Annotated in this window: 17 protein-coding genes; 5 read left to right on the forward strand and 12 right to left on the reverse strand. The window is 58.1% G+C overall.

Translation table 11 applies throughout. From position 1 onward, the window contains the following. Positions 1-55: 55 nt before the first annotated feature. Together WFM49_RS10220 and WFM49_RS10225 are read right to left on the reverse strand one after the other, a co-directional pair. Positions 56-619, reverse strand: a complete 564-nt coding sequence (locus WFM49_RS10220; protein WP_250756637.1) for a cob(I)yrinic acid a,c-diamide adenosyltransferase — start codon at positions 617-619, stop codon at positions 56-58. A 9-nt stretch (positions 620-628) separates the two neighbouring features. Beyond that, positions 629-1,153, reverse strand: a complete 525-nt coding sequence (locus tag WFM49_RS10225) for a GNAT family N-acetyltransferase (RefSeq protein ID WP_009462620.1) — start codon at positions 1,151-1,153, stop codon at positions 629-631. 111 nt (positions 1,154-1,264) lie between these two features. Between WFM49_RS10225 and WFM49_RS10230 the strand changes: the two genes are divergently transcribed. Then, complete coding sequence (locus WFM49_RS10230; RefSeq protein WP_009462618.1) at positions 1,265-1,570, forward strand: copper-binding protein; 306 nt, start codon at positions 1,265-1,267, stop codon at positions 1,568-1,570. 227 nt (positions 1,571-1,797) lie between these two features. On the opposite strand, the gene hslU is transcribed toward WFM49_RS10230, so the two are convergent. From hslU to WFM49_RS10255, 5 genes are all read right to left on the reverse strand, one after another. Continuing rightward, a complete protein-coding gene (gene hslU / locus WFM49_RS10235; RefSeq protein WP_026484111.1) occupies positions 1,798-3,135 on the reverse strand; it encodes an ATP-dependent protease ATPase subunit HslU in 1,338 nt (445 codons plus the stop codon). A gap of 17 nt (positions 3,136-3,152) precedes the next feature. After that, positions 3,153-3,686 (reverse strand): ATP-dependent protease subunit HslV, encoded by a 534-nt coding sequence (gene hslV / locus WFM49_RS10240; RefSeq protein ID WP_009462614.1) that lies wholly within the window; start codon positions 3,684-3,686, stop codon positions 3,153-3,155. Positions 3,687-4,026: 340 nt separating this feature from the next. After that, a complete protein-coding gene (gene dksA, locus WFM49_RS10245; protein WP_026484112.1) occupies positions 4,027-4,464 on the reverse strand; it encodes an RNA polymerase-binding protein DksA in 438 nt (145 codons plus the stop codon). An 82-nt stretch (positions 4,465-4,546) separates the two neighbouring features. Beyond that, positions 4,547-5,647 carry a CobW family GTP-binding protein gene (locus tag WFM49_RS10250; RefSeq protein WP_009462610.1) on the reverse strand — a complete coding sequence of 367 codons (1,101 nt, stop codon included), beginning with the start codon at positions 5,645-5,647 and terminating at the stop codon, positions 4,547-4,549. 199 nt (positions 5,648-5,846) lie between these two features. Beyond that, on the reverse strand, positions 5,847-6,338 hold the full coding sequence (locus WFM49_RS10255; RefSeq protein ID WP_009462608.1) for a Fur family transcriptional regulator: 492 nt from the start codon (positions 6,336-6,338) through the stop codon (positions 5,847-5,849). 234 nt (positions 6,339-6,572) lie between these two features. Here WFM49_RS10255 and WFM49_RS10260 point away from each other — a divergent pair, with 234 nt between their 5' ends. From WFM49_RS10260 to WFM49_RS10270, 3 genes are read left to right on the forward strand one after another with little or no spacing between them, the layout of a single operon-like run. Further along, entirely contained in the window at positions 6,573-7,295 is a 723-nt protein-coding gene (locus WFM49_RS10260; RefSeq protein WP_009462606.1) for a metal ABC transporter ATP-binding protein, read from the forward strand. Beyond that, positions 7,295-8,194 carry a metal ABC transporter permease gene (locus WFM49_RS10265; protein ID WP_031232761.1) on the forward strand — a complete coding sequence of 300 codons (900 nt, stop codon included), beginning with the start codon at positions 7,295-7,297 and terminating at the stop codon, positions 8,192-8,194. The genes WFM49_RS10260 and WFM49_RS10265 overlap by 1 nt, the downstream gene beginning before the upstream one ends. Further along, positions 8,194-9,243 (forward strand): metal ABC transporter substrate-binding protein, encoded by a 1,050-nt coding sequence (locus WFM49_RS10270; protein WP_250756638.1) that lies wholly within the window; start codon positions 8,194-8,196, stop codon positions 9,241-9,243. Before WFM49_RS10265 ends, WFM49_RS10270 begins: the two co-directional genes overlap by 1 nt. Before the next feature lies 1 nt (position 9,244). Here WFM49_RS10270 and WFM49_RS10275 read toward each other — a convergent pair whose 3' ends face one another. Genes WFM49_RS10275 through WFM49_RS10295 form a run of 5 tightly spaced genes read right to left on the reverse strand, consistent with a single transcriptional unit; the run spans position 9,245 to position 13,626 of the window. After that, on the reverse strand, positions 9,245-10,285 hold the full coding sequence (locus WFM49_RS10275; RefSeq protein WP_009462602.1) for a tyrosine recombinase XerC: 1,041 nt from the start codon (positions 10,283-10,285) through the stop codon (positions 9,245-9,247). After that, positions 10,273-10,950 (reverse strand): DUF484 family protein, encoded by a 678-nt coding sequence (locus WFM49_RS10280; RefSeq protein ID WP_250756639.1) that lies wholly within the window; start codon positions 10,948-10,950, stop codon positions 10,273-10,275. Before WFM49_RS10280 ends, WFM49_RS10275 begins: the two co-directional genes overlap by 13 nt. A 2-nt stretch (positions 10,951-10,952) precedes the next feature. Next, positions 10,953-11,876 (reverse strand): diaminopimelate epimerase, encoded by a 924-nt coding sequence (dapF, locus tag WFM49_RS10285; RefSeq protein ID WP_203145158.1) that lies wholly within the window; start codon positions 11,874-11,876, stop codon positions 10,953-10,955. An 8-nt stretch (positions 11,877-11,884) separates the two neighbouring features. Next, positions 11,885-12,775, reverse strand: a complete 891-nt coding sequence (locus WFM49_RS10290) for a lysophospholipid acyltransferase family protein (RefSeq protein WP_009462598.1) — start codon at positions 12,773-12,775, stop codon at positions 11,885-11,887. Continuing rightward, a complete protein-coding gene (locus WFM49_RS10295) occupies positions 12,772-13,626 on the reverse strand; it encodes a lysophospholipid acyltransferase family protein (protein WP_083054272.1) in 855 nt (284 codons plus the stop codon). The genes WFM49_RS10290 and WFM49_RS10295 overlap by 4 nt, the downstream gene beginning before the upstream one ends. A 237-nt stretch (positions 13,627-13,863) precedes the next feature. Here WFM49_RS10295 and metK point away from each other — a divergent pair, with 237 nt between their 5' ends. After that, positions 13,864-15,027, forward strand: a complete 1,164-nt coding sequence (gene metK, locus WFM49_RS10300) for a methionine adenosyltransferase (RefSeq protein WP_009462596.1) — start codon at positions 13,864-13,866, stop codon at positions 15,025-15,027. Positions 15,028-15,123 lie beyond the last annotated feature (96 nt).

Genomic DNA, 15,123 nt, shown 5'->3' on the forward strand with positions numbered 1-15,123 from the left:
TAGGGCTCTGCTAAAGCAGGGCCCTATTCTTATAGTCGCAGTCGCGATGGGGCGATCAGCCCTTGCCAGGCTCGTTGCGCTTGGGCTCCCACAGCACGTCAGAGCGGCCTGCATGGCGGTTCAAGGTACGCGCCAGCACAAACAACAAATCCGACAGGCGGTTCAGATACAAGCGCGGGCCTTCTTGCGGCAAGGATTCTGAGGGCACCGCCACGACGCTACGTTCTGCACGACGCGCCACACAACGCAGTACATGTGCTTGTGCGGCTGCGGGGCTGCCACCGGGCAAAATGAACTCTTTGAGTATGCCCAAGGGCTCGTTGTAGTGACGAATCGCTTGGTCCAGACGTTCTACATGGACGCTGCCTATGACCTGATGGCCAGGGATGCACAGCTCGGCCCCCATATCGAACAAGTCGTGCTGAATGTCGGACAGCAGGACATCAACATCCTCGGGCAGTGCCATGCTGCGCAAGACGCCGATATAGCTGTTCAGTTCATCCACGTCGCCCAGGGCATGAATCAGGGGGGCAGTCTTGGGCAGGCGGCTGCCATCGCCCAGGCCCGTTGTGCCATCGTCGCCGGTGCGGGTGCTGATAATGGAAAGTCGTGTGGACATGAAGAAGCCTTATGTTTCGGCAGGAGTAGGGGTGCCTTGAGCCAAATTGACCAGGGCATCGCCAGTGACGCGTACCACGCGCCAGTCTTCCAGCACTTGGGCCCCCTGATACTTGTAGAAGTCGATTGCGTTCTGGTTCCAGTCCAGTACTACCCACTCCAGGCGGCCACAGCCTTGGGACACGGCCATTTGAGCCAGATGGCGCAGGGCCGCAGCGCCCAGACCGTGCTTGCGGTGAGCCGGGTCTATATACAAATCCTCCAGATAGATGCCGCGGCGATCCAGGAAACTGGAGTAGTTGTAAAACCACATAATGTAAGAAATTGGTGCGTCGGGCTGATCCTCAGGAGTAATCACCAGGCAGTAGGCACTGGGCTCGTCGGAGAAGAAACTGTTGCGCAGAGACTCAACGCTGGCCTTGAAAATATGCTCCAGTTTCTCAAAGGCGGCCATATCGCGCATCAGGCCCAAAATGGCCGGAAGGTCTGCGGGGGTGGCTGGACGCAGCACATACCCTTTAATAAATTCGCTCATGCTTTTGCAAAGGTTTAGCGTTATGCTTGATCGGAAACAGACGCCTCAGGCGTCCGAAAGTAGGCATTATGAGCTAATTGTCTGGCTCTGCCCAATTTGCAGGAGTGAAAAATGACGTGGACGAAACGAAGCGCAGCCTTGGCGTTGGGAACTTTGGGTGTGGTAGCTGGCTCGGCATATGTCGTGGTCGCCCAGGCTCAGGAAGCCAGTGCGTCGGGTGAAGTGCGCCGACTGGATGCCGAGGCCGGCAAAATTACCATCAAGCATGGTGAGATCAGCGACCTGGAACTGCCCGCCATGACATTGGTGTACAAAATTGATCCCGCCTTGCTGGCCAACATCAAACCGGGTGACAAGGTAAAGTTCACTGCCAAACGTGACGGTGGTGATTACGTGGTCACCAAGATCAGCAAATAAGCCTGTTTGAGTGGGTTGATAAAAGCCGGGTTCGCCCGGTTTTTTCATCTCCGACGCAGGAGAAACACTGGTGTGGGTTCGTGGTCGAGATGACAGGGTGATGTGATGACCATCGCGTTTACGTTGACAGGGTAGAGCCTGATGCCGTGTTGGATGTGGTCTGCAAGCGAAATGTAAAAAAAGGGCAGAGAAATCTGCCCCCTTTTCATGTCCGATCGAAGTCAGGCTTACAGCACGTAGCGCGCCAGATCCTGGCTGGCTGCGGTTTCCTGCAGCTGTTTGTTCACGTAGTCCGCATCAATGACCACGTTTTGCTCACCGTGGCTGCCAGCGCTGTAGGACAGCTCTTCCAGCAGTTTTTCCATGACGGTGTACAGGCGACGGGCACCAATGTTTTCGGTACGCTCGTTGACCTCAAAGGCCAGCTCGGCCAGACGCTGGATACCGTCGGGACGGAAGTCCAGTTGTACGTCTTCGGTGCCCAGCAAGGCTGCGTATTGCTTGGTCAACGAAGCGTCGGTCGTGGACAGAATCTGTACAAAATCCTGGGCGCTTAGCGATTCCAGTTCCACACGGATGGGGAAGCGGCCTTGCAGTTCAGGAATCAGATCCGATGGGCGGGACAGGTGGAACGCACCCGAGGCAATAAACAGGATGTGGTCGGTACGTACCACCCCGTATTTGGTGGTGACGGTGGTGCCTTCTACCAAAGGCAGCAGGTCGCGCTGCACACCTTGGCGGGACACATCGCCGCCGCTGCCCTGGCTCTCGCCTCGCGCCGTGATCTTGTCGATCTCGTCCAGGAACACGATGCCGTTCTGCTCGGCATTGGCCACTGCAGCAGTGCGCAAATCGTCTTCATTGACGCGACGGGCCGCTTCTTCTTCGGTCAGTTGCTTGAAGGCTTCCTTGACCGTCAGCTTGCGGGCTTTGGTCTTTTCCTGACCCAGACCGGAGAACATGCCGCGCAACTGCTCGGTCATCTCTTCCATGCCGGGAGGGGCCATGATTTCCATACGAGGCATGGCCTGGGCCATCTCGATTTCAATCTCGGTATCGTCCAGCTTGCCTTCACGCAGGCGCTTGCGGAACACCTGGCGGGCAGAGTTGTCCTCGCGTTGGGGTTGGCCGTGGGCATCGCGCGAAGGGGGCACCAGCACGTCCAGAATACGGTCTTCAGCGGCTTCCTCGGCCTGGGTGCGCACACGGCGCATTTCGATTTCGCGGGTTTGCTTGACCGAAATATCCACCAGATCGCGAATGATGGTTTCAACGTCGCGGCCTACATAGCCCACTTCCGTGAACTTGGTGGCTTCGACCTTGATGAAAGGCGCGTTGGCCAGCTTGGCCAGACGACGGGCGATTTCGGTTTTACCCACGCCGGTGGGGCCGATCATCAGAATGTTCTTGGGGACGATCTCGCTACGCAGGGGCTCGGCAACCTGCTGGCGGCGCCAGCGATTGCGCAGGGCCACGGCCACGGAGCGCTTGGCCTTGCCCTGGCCAACGATATGCTTGTCCAGTTCGGAGACGATCTCTCCGGGAGTCATATTAGGTGTAGACATGGTGGTGTATCCGGCTGTCAGAGTGTTTCGACGATATGGTTCTGGTTGGTGTAGATGCACAGATCACCTGCGATCTCCAACGATTTCTTGACGATGTCGGCGGGAGCCATATCGGTGTTTTGCAGCAAGGCCATGGCGGCAGATTGGGCATAGGAGCCGCCCGAGCCGATGGCGGCCAGGCCATGTTCGGGTTCGAGCACGTCGCCATTGCCGGTCAGCACCAGCGTGTGCTCCTTGTCCGCCACCAACAGCATGGCTTCCAGACGGCGCAGAACGCGGTCGGTGCGCCAGTCGCGCGTCAGTTCGACGGCGGCGCGCAGCAGGTTGCCCTGGTGCTTTTCCAGCTTCGCTTCAAAGCGCTCTTGCAAGGTGAAGGCGTCAGCCGTCGCACCGGCAAAACCGGCCAGGATGCTGTCGTTGTACAAACGGCGAATTTTGCGGGCCGTGCCCTTGATGACGATATTGCCCAGGGTGACCTGACCATCGCCGCCAATGGCGACCTGATCTCCGCGGCGTACACAGACAATAGTAGTGGCGTGAAATTGTTCCATGATTTCCTTCCTTTAAGGTTCCCATCTGGGGGCCGGGCAGGAAATTTCAAGCGCATGACAGCAGGAAGTTTTTGCCGACTGAGGGTCGTGCCTGGAAACCGGGCTGAAACAGGGTGGCTTCCCTTGGCAGGGGCTGCTGCAGGGGTTCTCGTATGTCGCCTGGCTTCTTGGCGTGCAAGCAGCCTGTTGGCCTGCTAGCGGTAGACGCAGCCGGCTTTTTTGAGCCTGCTTATTTTCAGCAGCGTACACAAGTGGGTTGGATCGAGTTGGGTGACCCACAAAAAAGCCCGCCAGAATGATCAGGCGGGCTTTTTATCAGGGTGATGGGCCTTGCCGCCTATCAGTCCCCAAACATCTTTTGACGCTTCTCGCGACGCTCCTGGGCTTCCAGAGACAGGTTAGCCGTAGGACGTGCCAGCAAACGAGGCAGGCCGATGGGCTCGCCAGTTTCCTCACACCAGCCGTATTCGCCCGAATCGATCAGGGCGATGGACTGTTGCACTTTCTTGAGCAGTTTGCGTTCGCGGTCGCGGGTACGCAGCTCCAGAGCGTGTTCTTCTTCGATCGTGGCACGGTCAGCCGGGTCAGGAACGAACTGGGTTTCACGCAGGTTTTCCGTTGTAGCACCCGCGTTGGCCAGAATGTCTTGCTCCAGCTGGCGCAAGCGATGCTTGAAAAACTCCAGCTGGGCGGCGTTCATGTAGTCTGACTCAGGCATCGCCAAAAGCTCCTGCTCGGTCAGCAGGGTTGTAGTACTGTCATGTGACTTAGTTGCCATGATGCTTACCTCTTGTTGACGTCTGGGAGCCTGTAACTGTCGTCACGCGCAATCGCTCCGCATTTACTGAATAATTATTAATTCAAACCAGGCAATTCTCCAGGCCCTGGGTGAATATGTCTTGTGGCAATTTGCGGCCAATAAAGACCAGCTTGGTGCCCTTTTTATCTTTGGCCAGCCAGGCATTGCCAGGCTCGGCGCTCATCATCATGTGTACGCCCTGAAACAGCATACGGCGATTGATGCCCTTCAGATACAGGATGCCCTTGTAGCGCATCAGATCTGGTCCAAATACCTGGACAATGCCCGACAGGAAATCTTCCAGACGCTCGGGGTCGAAAGGACGGTCCGAACGGAACACGAAAGCCCCGATTTCGTCATTGTGAGCTGCGTGCTCGTGGTGGTGATGATGGTGATCGTGTCCGCAGCCCGGACCGCACTCGCCTTCGTCGCCGTGGGCATGATCGTGATGGTGATCATGGCCGTCCGCCGCATCGGGGTGTTGCTCTGCCAGGAATTGAGGATCAATGTCCAAAATGGAATTCAGGTTGAAACCGCTGACTTCCAGCAAATCCTTGATGTCGGTTTCACCGAAGTGAACCGGCGTAATCGTGGCTCGCGGGTTGATGCGGATCAGACGGGCACGCAGGGCCTCGTAATCCACATCGTTGACCAGATCTTTTTTGGAGATCAGCAGGCGGTCCGCAAAACCAACTTGTTTTTGAGCTTCTTCTTGCTGGTCCAGTGTGGCCATGCCGTGTTTGGCATCCACGACCGTGATGACCGCGTCCAGCCGATAGTAGTCGGCAATATCATCGTCCATGAAGAAGGTCTGGCAGACCGGGCCGGGGTTAGCCATGCCGGTGGTCTCGATGATGACGCGCTCGAACTTCAGTTCGCCTGCCTGGCGGCGAACGCGCAAATCATTCAGGGTGCGCATCAGGTCACCACGCACGGTGCAACATACGCAACCATTGCTCAGCTCAACGATTTCTTCTTCGGAGTCCTGCACCAACAGTTCGTTGTCGATACCTTCGGGCCCGAATTCGTTTTCGATGACGGCAATGCGTCGACCGTGATATTCGCTCAGGATGCGCTTGAGCAGCGTGGTTTTACCAGCGCCCAAAAAACCAGTCAGAACAGTGACTGGAACCATGTTGTTCAGATCTGATGCCGCGTTCATAAACATGCCTCGCAGTGGCGGGCGAAAGGTACAAGGCACGGCACCAACCGCGGCTTCCTGCACCCATCTGCTCCGCACGAAAACAACGTGCGATTACATCACAGCCTTGCCTGTTGGGCAAACGGTGATCTGTAAAAATTCACAGAGGTTTGCCAATAGATCGGGGAATATATACCGATTGGCGGCAAAATACCACGTTTTAGGGGGCAGATAAGGGTTTTCGCTCGTTTTTAGCTGCAACGCAACGTTGGCACAGGCCGCGCAGTTCAGTTTCGTGGCCGGACAGGGCAAAGCCCGCTCCGCGCACACAGTCGGCCAGCCTTTGGCTCAGGTCCGGAGCGCACAGCTCCACCACGGTGCCGCACTGGGTGCAGACAATCAGCAAGTCGTGGGGGTGGCCGCCGGCATCCACACAGGCCGTCCAGGCATTGACGGCATCCAGGCGGTGGATCAGGCCTTCTTCCGTCAGAAAGTCCAGGGCGCGGTAAACGGTAGGGGGTTTGGCGCCGGGCTGGAACTCGCGAACCAGATCCAGCAGTTCGTAGGCGCGCAAACTGCGCTGGGCCTGAATCAGGATTTCCAGCACCTGGCGGCGAATTGAAGTCAGCCGTTTACCGCGTTCCAGACAAAGCTGTTCAGCGGTAGCGAGCTGATCTTCAATGGCGTTGGGCGTAAGAATATGTACAGGCATGGCGCTTGATAGGGTGTTTGTTATGTTATAACATCTTTGGAAAAATTAAATTCCCAATCTAGCCGCATTATCCCTGTTTCATGTCCTGTTCTCAATTTTCCTCGGCTCCCCGTAGTCCGGCACCCCGCCGTTCGCTCCTGCTGGCTTCGGCCGGGCAGCGCGTACTGGGCGCTTTGTGCGTGTCAGCAGTCCTGTGGTTGCTGACCACCTGGGCATTGGGTGCATGGTAGAGGCATGAGTTCACACCAAACCTTGATCGAGCTTGACCATGTGGCGCTGGGCTGGAAAGACAAGATAGCCTTGCGCGACATCAGCGGCTGTTTCAAACGCGGTTCGCTGACGGCCATTGTGGGGCCAAATGGGGCGGGCAAATCCACCTTGTTGAAAGGGCTGACAGGGCAGATCAATCCCCTGAAAGGGCGCATTGCCGTCGATAGCGGTTTTCTGGATCAGTTGGCCTTGTTGCCGCAAATGGGCGATCTGGATAAAAGCTTCCCTGTGACAGTGCATGACCTGGTGGCCATGGGAGCCTGGAAGCGCGTGGGTGCCTGGGGCGGATTTCCCAAGGCAGAACATGAACGTATTGGCCATGCGCTGGAGCAGGTGGGGCTGGCCGACTTTGCGCGTCGCTCCATTGGCACTTTGTCGGGTGGGCAATTACAGCGAGCCCTGTTTGCCCGCATGATCATGCAGGACGCCCAGATATTGTTGCTGGACGAGCCTTTTGCTGCGGTGGACCGTGCAACCTCGGACGAATTGATGAACCTGATTCTGGACTGGCACAAACAGGGCCGTACCGTGATGGCCGTGCTGCATGATCTGGATATGGTGCGTAGCTGTTTTCCGCAAACCGTGCTGCTTGCCGGGCAGGTGGTGGGCTGGGGTGAGACCGAGGCGGTGCTGACGCCGGAGAACCTGCATCTGGCTCGCCATTTGTGCGCGGGGGACTACCTATGATGGCGCTGATTGATGTGCTGTTTGGCCCCTTCATGGACTTTGGTTTCATGAAGCGCGCACTGGCTGGTTCTTTCGCCCTGGCTGCAGCGGCCGGACCTTTGGGGGTATTCCTGGTGTTGCGCCGCATGAGCCTGATGGGCGATGCCATGGCACATGCCATCCTGCCCGGTGTGGCGGTTGGATTTCTGACGGCGGGCCTGTCTTTAAGCGCGATGGCCATAGGCGGCATGATTACCGGCCTGGTTGTCGCCTTGCTGGCCGGACTGGTGGCCCGCCTGACACCACAACGGGAGGACGCCAGTTTTGCGGCCTTCTACCTGGTATCCCTGGGGCTGGGGGTGCTGCTGGTGTCCTTGCGCGGCTCCAATATGGATTTGATCCATGTGCTGTTTGGCACGGTGCTGGGCCTGGATGATGCCTCCTTGCTGCTAGTGACCAGCAGCACGACGGTTACGCTGATTATTCTGGCTTTGGTATTCCGGCCTCTGGTGCTGGAGTGCATGGACCCGATCTTTTTGCGCACGCAAGGCGGGCGCGGTTCCGTCGTCCATATGTTGTTCTTGTTCATGCTGGTCATCACGCTGGTGGCTGGCTTCCAGGTGCTGGGAACCTTGATGGTGGTGGGGATCATGATGCTGCCCGCTGCCTCGGCCCGATTCTGGGTGTATTCCGTTGGTCGTCAGATGCTGGTGGCGGCCTTGCTGGGCATGATCAGCGCCTATCTGGGCCTGCTGTTCTCGTACTACTACAACGTGCCTGCTTCGCCCGCGATTATTTTGGCAGCCGGCGCCTTCTATTTTCTTTCTATCACCTTTGGCCCCCAAGGCGGTTTGCTGCGTGCTTATTCCCAATGGCGTGCACGGCGTCGGCGCATGGCCTCTCTCTTGGAGCACGATTGATGAAAATGCGAGACATTTACTCAGGCCGCACGGTGCTGGCCCTGGGCTTGCTGGCGGCCAGCCTGTCGGTGCAGGCGGAGCCTTTGCGTGTGGTCAGCAGCTTCTCGATTTTGAACGATATGGTCAAGGAGATAGGCGGCGACAAGGTTATGGCCAGCACGATTGTGCCCGCCAATGGGGATGCCCATTCGTTTGAGCCGCGTCCCAGTGATGCAAAGACCTTGGCTAACGCGCAACTGCTGGTGATCAATGGTCTGGAGTTCGAGACCTGGTTGCCACGCTTGCAGCAGGCAGCAGGCTATAAAGGGCCGCAAGTCGTGGCGACAGAAGGTATTACGCCTTTGGCATTTGAAGGTGGCGGACACGAGGATCATGCTGGTCATGACCATGACCATGACCATGACCATGACCATGACCACGGTCACGACTCCGAACCTGAGCATGCCCACGACCATGAGCAGACCCACGCCAAAGAGGATACACAGTCCCACGGCGGGCATGACCATAGTCATCAGCACGGCAGCCAGGACCCCCACGCCTGGCAAAGCCTGGGCCTGGCACAGATCTATGTTCGTAATATCAGCAAAGGTCTGGAGCAGGCTGATCCGGCCAATGCCGAGTACTACCAGCGTCGCGCCAAGGATTACGCACAGCGCATTCAGGAGATGGACGATTCCATCAAAACCCGCCTGCAGGCGGTGCCGGTAGAAAAGCGCAAGGTCATTACCTCGCACGATGCTTTCTCTTATATGGGCAAGGCTTACGACATCCGTTTCATTCCCTTGGTGGGGGTATCCAGCCAGGCGGAGCCTTCAGCCCGTGATATTGCGCAGATCATCCAGCAAGCGCGTAGCGAGCAGATTCAGGCCATTTTTGTGGAAAACACGGTCAGCGCAAAACTGGTCGAGCAAGTGGCACGGGAGACCGGCGCCAAAGTCGGCGGCACCTTGTATTCCGATGCTTTGGGAGCCCCAGGCTCGGGCGTGGATACCTACCTGGGCATGATGCGCTCGAACACAGACCAGTTGGTCAAGGCCTTGCAGCCCTGATTCACTCCTCCGGCTTGTCACTGGCCCGGTTCTTGCGTTGTGCCCGAGGATGGGCCTGATCGTAAGCCTGGGCCAGATGCTGGAAGTCCAGACGGGTATAAATCTGAGTCGTGGAAATATTGGTATGACCCAATAGTTCCTGCACCGCCCGCAAGTCTTGTGCTGATTGCAGCAAATGGCTGGCAAAGCTGTGACGCAAGCTGTGCGGGTGGACATGCACTGGCAGGCCGCTGGCGCGGGCATAGTTTTCCAGTTCTTGCTGCACCACGCGTGGGTGAATGCGGGCTCCACGGGCACCCAGAAACAGGGCCGCGCTGGCATCTGCGCTGGTCGCCAGTGATGCCAAAGCCGGGCGCTTTTCCAGCCACTGCTGCAAGGCATGCAGCGCTTTCTCCCCGACAGGCAGGCGGCGCGTCTTGCCGCCTTTGCCACTGACCACCAGCTCACGATCATCCAGCAGTAACCAGCTCTTGGACTGATAGTGCGCGTCCTGGTGATAGTGCGTGTCCAGGCTGACCAGCTCGGACAAACGTAGTCCGCTGGAATAAAACAATTCAAACATGGCCTGATTGCGCCAGCTGACCGGGTCGTCCTGAATGGGGGCGGTGGGGCGGTCCAATAGCTGCTGGGTCTGGTCTACGGACAAGGCCTTGGGCAGAGGGCGGCCTATCTTGGGTGCCTTCAGGCTGGCTGCAGGGTTCAAGGGCCAACCCAGTTCTTTAGTGCGCGCTTGATAGTAGCCACGCCAGGCTGCCAGAATGCGGGCCAGGCTGCGTGGTGCCAGGCCCTGCGCATGCAAGCGGGCGGCAGCCTGTCGCAACTGGCTTTGAGTCAGTGTGTCGGGGTCTGTACCTGGGTACTGCGCCAGCAAGTGGCGCAAATCATTACGGTACGCACTAAGGGTGTGTTCCGAATAGCGTTTTTCGTGGCTTAGTTGATGCAGCCAGCTTTGCATGGCCGGGCTGAGGGCCTGGGGGGCGGCTGGCTGCTTTTGAGGCGTGTCCCCAGAAGGGGAGTGATCTTGTTTTTTCAGGCCGGACATTCGCTTTGATCAACACTGCTGGGCTTGTACAAACGCTGCAGGGCGGCGCTGCACAATTCGCCAATGCCTTCCAGAAAGTCCGTACCCATATCGGCCGTAAAACGCGTGGCTTCAGGCGAGCCCAGAACCAGCAGACCAAACAGGGTGTTCGACTCCGGAAACGTCAAGGGCACAATGGCCACCGATTGCGCGTCTTGCTGCAAATCGGCCAGGAACTCCTGTTCGCGTCGGACGCCGCAATAGGGATTGATCAAGGTGTAGGCCCAGCTGACCAGCGCGTCGTCAGCCAGCACTTCGTCCGGATTCCAGCAGTGCAGGCGGACAACGGGCATTTCAAAAATGCGCTCCAGGCTGCTGCAGATAAGAGCGGGGAGGGCACCGGGATCGGACTCGGCCAGCATCTGGCAGTTCCATTGATGTAGTTGGCGCGAGATCTTTTCATTGCCACGAGCATTGGCGACCAGTGTGGCCAGTTGGCGCTCGGTTTTCTTGCCGCGCTCGCGCAGCAGCATGATCTGGCGCTCGCCCAGTGAAATAGCGCGGCTTTGATGGGGGTGCGGCACCATCAGTTTGGAAAAAACATCGGCATGCGCGTCGAAGAAATCAGGGTTGGCTTTCAAAAACTGGGCCACTTCCACGGCGCTAAGGCTGTTGGGGGTATCCATGTCTAGAAGGTTTCCTTTCTGGCTAGGGACGCACACAGTGCATCTATATCGACTTGTCCGGTAAAGACGGTTTGGGCCGGGCCGCTCATGCGTAGCGCCTGTCCGTCCCATTCAATGCGCAGACTGCCTCCACGAGTATCAACGACAACCGGGCTTTGGAGCAATCCCCGCCGTATGCCTGCCACCACAGCCGCACAAGCGCCTGTACCGCAGGCCAGGGTCTCACCGGCGCCGCGCTCGTAGACGCGCAGCTTGATGTGATGGGCGTCCAGAACCTGCATGAAACCGGCGTTGACCTTCTGAGCAAAACGCGGATGAGATTCGATGAAGGGGCCGACGCTGGCAACCGGCGCCTGCAGCACATCGTCTACCACCTGCACGGCGTGCGGATTGGAGATGGACACCAGCGACAGGGCGACAGGTTCGGCTTGATCGGGTACGGGCAGAAGCCACAGCGTATCTTCGCCCTGAGTTTTTTGTTCCAGCCCGCTAGGGTCAAAAGCGACATCGGCCGGGGCAAATCGGGTGGTGCCCATCATGACATCCACGCCAAGCTCCGGATCGTCATTCAAACTGATGATGCCGGTACGAATTTGTGCTCGTAAAGGGTTGGCCGAGGACAGGCCTTGTTCGTGTACGAAGCGGACAAAGCAGCGAGCGCCGTTGCCGCAATGTTCGACCTCGCCACCGTCAGCGTTGAATATGCGGTATCGGAAATCTGCACCGGGTTCGGTTGCGGCTTCCACCAGCAAGATCTGGTCTGCCCCAATGCCGAAGTGACGATCCGCCAGCGCGCGGGCGCGTTCGGGAGTCATTTCAATGCTTTGCCTGACACCATCCAGCATGACAAAGTCATTGCCCGCGCCGTGCATTTTGCTGAAACGCCAAAGTGAGGAAGCGGGCTGGGGTGTGGTGGTGCTGTGCATGATGGGGCCTAGTAGATGCCGGGTTGACCTTCAGGGCGGGTTTTGAAGCGTCGATGTACCCAATAATACTGCGGCGGGTCTTCGCGCACATATTTTTCGATCAGGGCATTCATGCGTTCCGTGGCTTCTTCCAGGCTGCCTTCACCCGGAAAGTCGGACATGGGTTCCAGCACCTGAATATGGTAGTGACCAGTCTCGGCGTCCACGCGGGAAATAACCGGAATCACCAGCGCGTCCTGGTTGCGTGCGATCTGGGCGGTGGACAAGAGTGTGGCCGCCGGGACATTGAAAAAGGGTACAAAGGCCGAGCCCTTGGTGCCGAAGTCCATATCAGGCAGGTAATAAATCGGCTGGCCCTTTTGCAGCGCGCGCATCAGACCACGAATGCCGTCTTTGCGAGAAATCAGCGGGACGGAGGAGAAGCGGCTACGGCCTTCGTACATCAGGCGATCCACATGGGGGTCGCGTTGGGGAGTGTAAAAGGCAACCAACGGCGAGATGGACATGGACAGGCGTGTACCCGCCGCATCCATACCCAGAAAGTGAGGCACCAGCAGCATGACCTTGCGACCCTGTTCCAGAGCCTGGGTGATGTGTTCTTCGCCCGTCAGGTGCAGAGTGTTCAGAATAGTGCTGGGCAGACCAAACCAGAGCAGGCCCCGGTCCAGATAGGATTGGGCCAGCAGGCGGAAGTGCTGTTTTTCCCACTCGCGACGGGTGCTCTCGGGCGTGTCTGGAAAGCATAGATCCAGATTGGTACGCACGATATGACGGCGGCGGGAGGCAAAGCGATGCACCAGCCCGCCCAGCACAGCACCCCAACGCTGGCGCGTGCGTACCGAGGCACGGCCAAAGTAGGTGAAAACGGATTTGAGCAGCGGGTAAGAATTAAAACTCATGGGGTGGTATCGCCAGGCAAAGGGGGCGCATCGTGGGGAATCTTGTAGCGGTTATAGCCCCACAGATACTGGGTGGGGAAACGGCGTATCAAGCTTTCCATGGATTCGTTGATCAGGGTGGCCAGTTCCGTCGGGTCTTCGGGCAACGGCTCGGGTAGGCGCAAGGTGTGAATATGCCAGCCGCGACCTTTAGGCAGGCGTTCGGCAGCGGTCACAATCACAGGCACATCGGACTGGCGGGCCAGCTTGCCAGCCAGTGTCATGGTCAGGGCAGGGCGGCCAAAAAAGGGTGCCCATACGCCATCGCCACCGCTGGGAACCTGGTCGGGCAACATGCCTACCGATTCACCTTTGCGAAACGCGCGGACAAATTCGCGCACGCCTTTCATATTGGCGGGGACGGCATGCAGGCCGGGCAGTTCACGTGACTCCACCATCAGGGGTTCCAGTACGGCCTGGCGTGGTGGGCGAAACATCACGGTCAGTGGGCCTAAACCCACCAGATAACGTGCCGTAATCTCAAAGCAACCCAGGTGCGGGGTCAGATACAGCACGCCGCGTCCTTCGGCATGGGTGGCTTCCAGCAAGGCCACATCATCGACGGTGCAGCGGGCCAGACAGGCTTGCGGATACAACCAGACGCGCGGTGTTTCCAGAATCATGGCGCCGGTTTGTCCGGCCGCTTGCCGGAAAAATGCGGGGGAGTCGTAACCCGCTTGTCGGCAGTGGCTTTGCAGACGGCGGCGGTAGCGTCCGGGAAAAGCGTAAATCAGGCGTCCGATTCCTTTGCCCAGCCCATGAAGAACGGGTAAAGGCAGACGAGCCATCAGACGTAAAAGTGCCGCGAGCATGGGCCAGGCAATCCTTTAGTGTGAAGTTTTGCTGAAATAAATACGTATTTTCGCTTAAAATGGATTGTATCGCTGAGTTAAACGACAACTTGCGGAGCGATCGGGCAGCAAGCTGCCCACTATAAACCGCTAAAGCGTCGCGCCCCGTCTATCGTATCCACATCGCTGGCTTCGAGGTGCAACGCAGTTTGTTCAACCTCGTGCTGATTATCAGCCCTTATTCAAGGAAGCTACGCTGTGAACAACAACGACTTTCTCTTTACATCCGAATCCGTTTCTGAAGGCCACCCCGACAAGGTAGCCGACCAGATCTCCGACGCCATCCTGGACGCTATTTTCGAGCAAGATCCTCAGGCACGTGTTGCTGCCGAGACCTTGTGCAATACCGGTCTGGTGGTGCTGGCTGGCGAGATCACCACGCACGCCAACGTGGATTACATCCAGGTTGCCCGTGACACCATCAAGCGCATTGGCTATGACAATGGCGATTACGGCATTGATTACAAGTCCTGCGCCGTTCTGGTGGCCTATGACAAGCAGTCGCCCGATATCGCCCAAGGTGTGGATCGCAGCCCAGAAGAGTTGCTGAACCAGGGCGCTGGCGACCAGGGTCTGATGTTTGGCTACGCGTGCGACGAAACCCCTGATCTGATGCCTGCTCCTATCTGGTACGCCCACCGCCTGGTACAGCGCCAGAGCGAGCTGCGCAAAGATGGCCGTTTGCCCTGGTTGCGCCCTGACGCCAAGTCCCAGGTGACCTTCCGCTACGTGGATGGCCGTCCTACCGAAGTGGATACTGTGGTGCTGTCCACTCAGCACGCGCCTGAAATGTCCCAGAAAGACATTCACGAAGCCGTGATCGAACACATCATTCGTCCATGCTTCCCTTCGGATCTGCTGACCGAGAAAACCCGCTTCCTGGTGAACCCCACCGGCAAGTTCGTGATTGGTGGCCCTCAAGGCGATTGCGGTCTGACTGGTCGCAAGATCATTGTGGATACCTACGGTGGCGCATGCCCTCACGGCGGTGGTGCTTTCTCCGGCAAGGACCCCTCCAAAGTGGATCGTTCCGCTGCCTACGCCGCCCGTTATGTGGCCAAGAACATTGTGGCAGCCGGTCTGGCCCGCCAGTGTCAGGTGCAACTGAGCTACGCCATTGGTGTGGCCGAGCCTATCAATATCACCATCTACACCGAAGGCACAGGCGTGATCCCGGACACCGAGATCGCCAAGCTGGTTCGCCAACATTTCGATCTGCGCCCACGCGGCATCATCGAAATGCTGGATCTGCAGCGTCCCATCTACTCCAAGACTGCTGCCTACGGTCACTTTGGCCGCAGCGAACCCGAGTTCAGCTGGGAAGCTACGGACAAGGCCCAGGCTTTGCGTCAGGCTATCTAAGCGATGTGCAGATAGGCAAAGGCCGCTTGCGGGCGGCGCTTTGCTGCAGTTTGACAGCGTTGTCGGGGCCGGGAAACCAGTCAGCCAGCAACGCTG

The organism is Alcaligenes sp. PF14 (assembly GCF_037150615.1).
Classification (GTDB): Bacteria; Pseudomonadota; Gammaproteobacteria; order Burkholderiales; family Burkholderiaceae_B; genus Alcaligenes; species Alcaligenes phenolicus.

Coding starts and splice junctions, on each gene's coding strand:
- WFM49_RS10220 (WP_250756637.1), bottom strand. CDS start 619: ATGTCCACACGACTTTCCATTATCAGCACCCGCACCGGCGACGATGGC.
- WFM49_RS10225 (WP_009462620.1), bottom strand. CDS start 1,153: ATGAGCGAATTTATTAAAGGGTATGTGCTGCGTCCAGCCACCCCCGCA.
- WFM49_RS10230 (WP_009462618.1), top strand. CDS start 1,265: ATGACGTGGACGAAACGAAGCGCAGCCTTGGCGTTGGGAACTTTGGGT.
- hslU (WP_026484111.1), bottom strand. CDS start 3,135: ATGTCTACACCTAATATGACTCCCGGAGAGATCGTCTCCGAACTGGAC.
- hslV (WP_009462614.1), bottom strand. CDS start 3,686: ATGGAACAATTTCACGCCACTACTATTGTCTGTGTACGCCGCGGAGAT.
- dksA (WP_026484112.1), bottom strand. CDS start 4,464: ATGGCAACTAAGTCACATGACAGTACTACAACCCTGCTGACCGAGCAG.
- WFM49_RS10250 (WP_009462610.1), bottom strand. CDS start 5,647: ATGAACGCGGCATCAGATCTGAACAACATGGTTCCAGTCACTGTTCTG.
- WFM49_RS10255 (WP_009462608.1), bottom strand. CDS start 6,338: ATGCCTGTACATATTCTTACGCCCAACGCCATTGAAGATCAGCTCGCT.
- WFM49_RS10260 (WP_009462606.1), top strand. CDS start 6,573: ATGAGTTCACACCAAACCTTGATCGAGCTTGACCATGTGGCGCTGGGC.
- WFM49_RS10265 (WP_031232761.1), top strand. CDS start 7,295: ATGGCGCTGATTGATGTGCTGTTTGGCCCCTTCATGGACTTTGGTTTC.
- WFM49_RS10270 (WP_250756638.1), top strand. CDS start 8,194: ATGAAAATGCGAGACATTTACTCAGGCCGCACGGTGCTGGCCCTGGGC.
- WFM49_RS10275 (WP_009462602.1), bottom strand. CDS start 10,285: ATGTCCGGCCTGAAAAAACAAGATCACTCCCCTTCTGGGGACACGCCT.
- WFM49_RS10280 (WP_250756639.1), bottom strand. CDS start 10,950: ATGGATACCCCCAACAGCCTTAGCGCCGTGGAAGTGGCCCAGTTTTTG.
- dapF (WP_203145158.1), bottom strand. CDS start 11,876: ATGCACAGCACCACCACACCCCAGCCCGCTTCCTCACTTTGGCGTTTC.
- WFM49_RS10290 (WP_009462598.1), bottom strand. CDS start 12,775: ATGAGTTTTAATTCTTACCCGCTGCTCAAATCCGTTTTCACCTACTTT.
- WFM49_RS10295 (WP_083054272.1), bottom strand. CDS start 13,626: ATGCTCGCGGCACTTTTACGTCTGATGGCTCGTCTGCCTTTACCCGTT.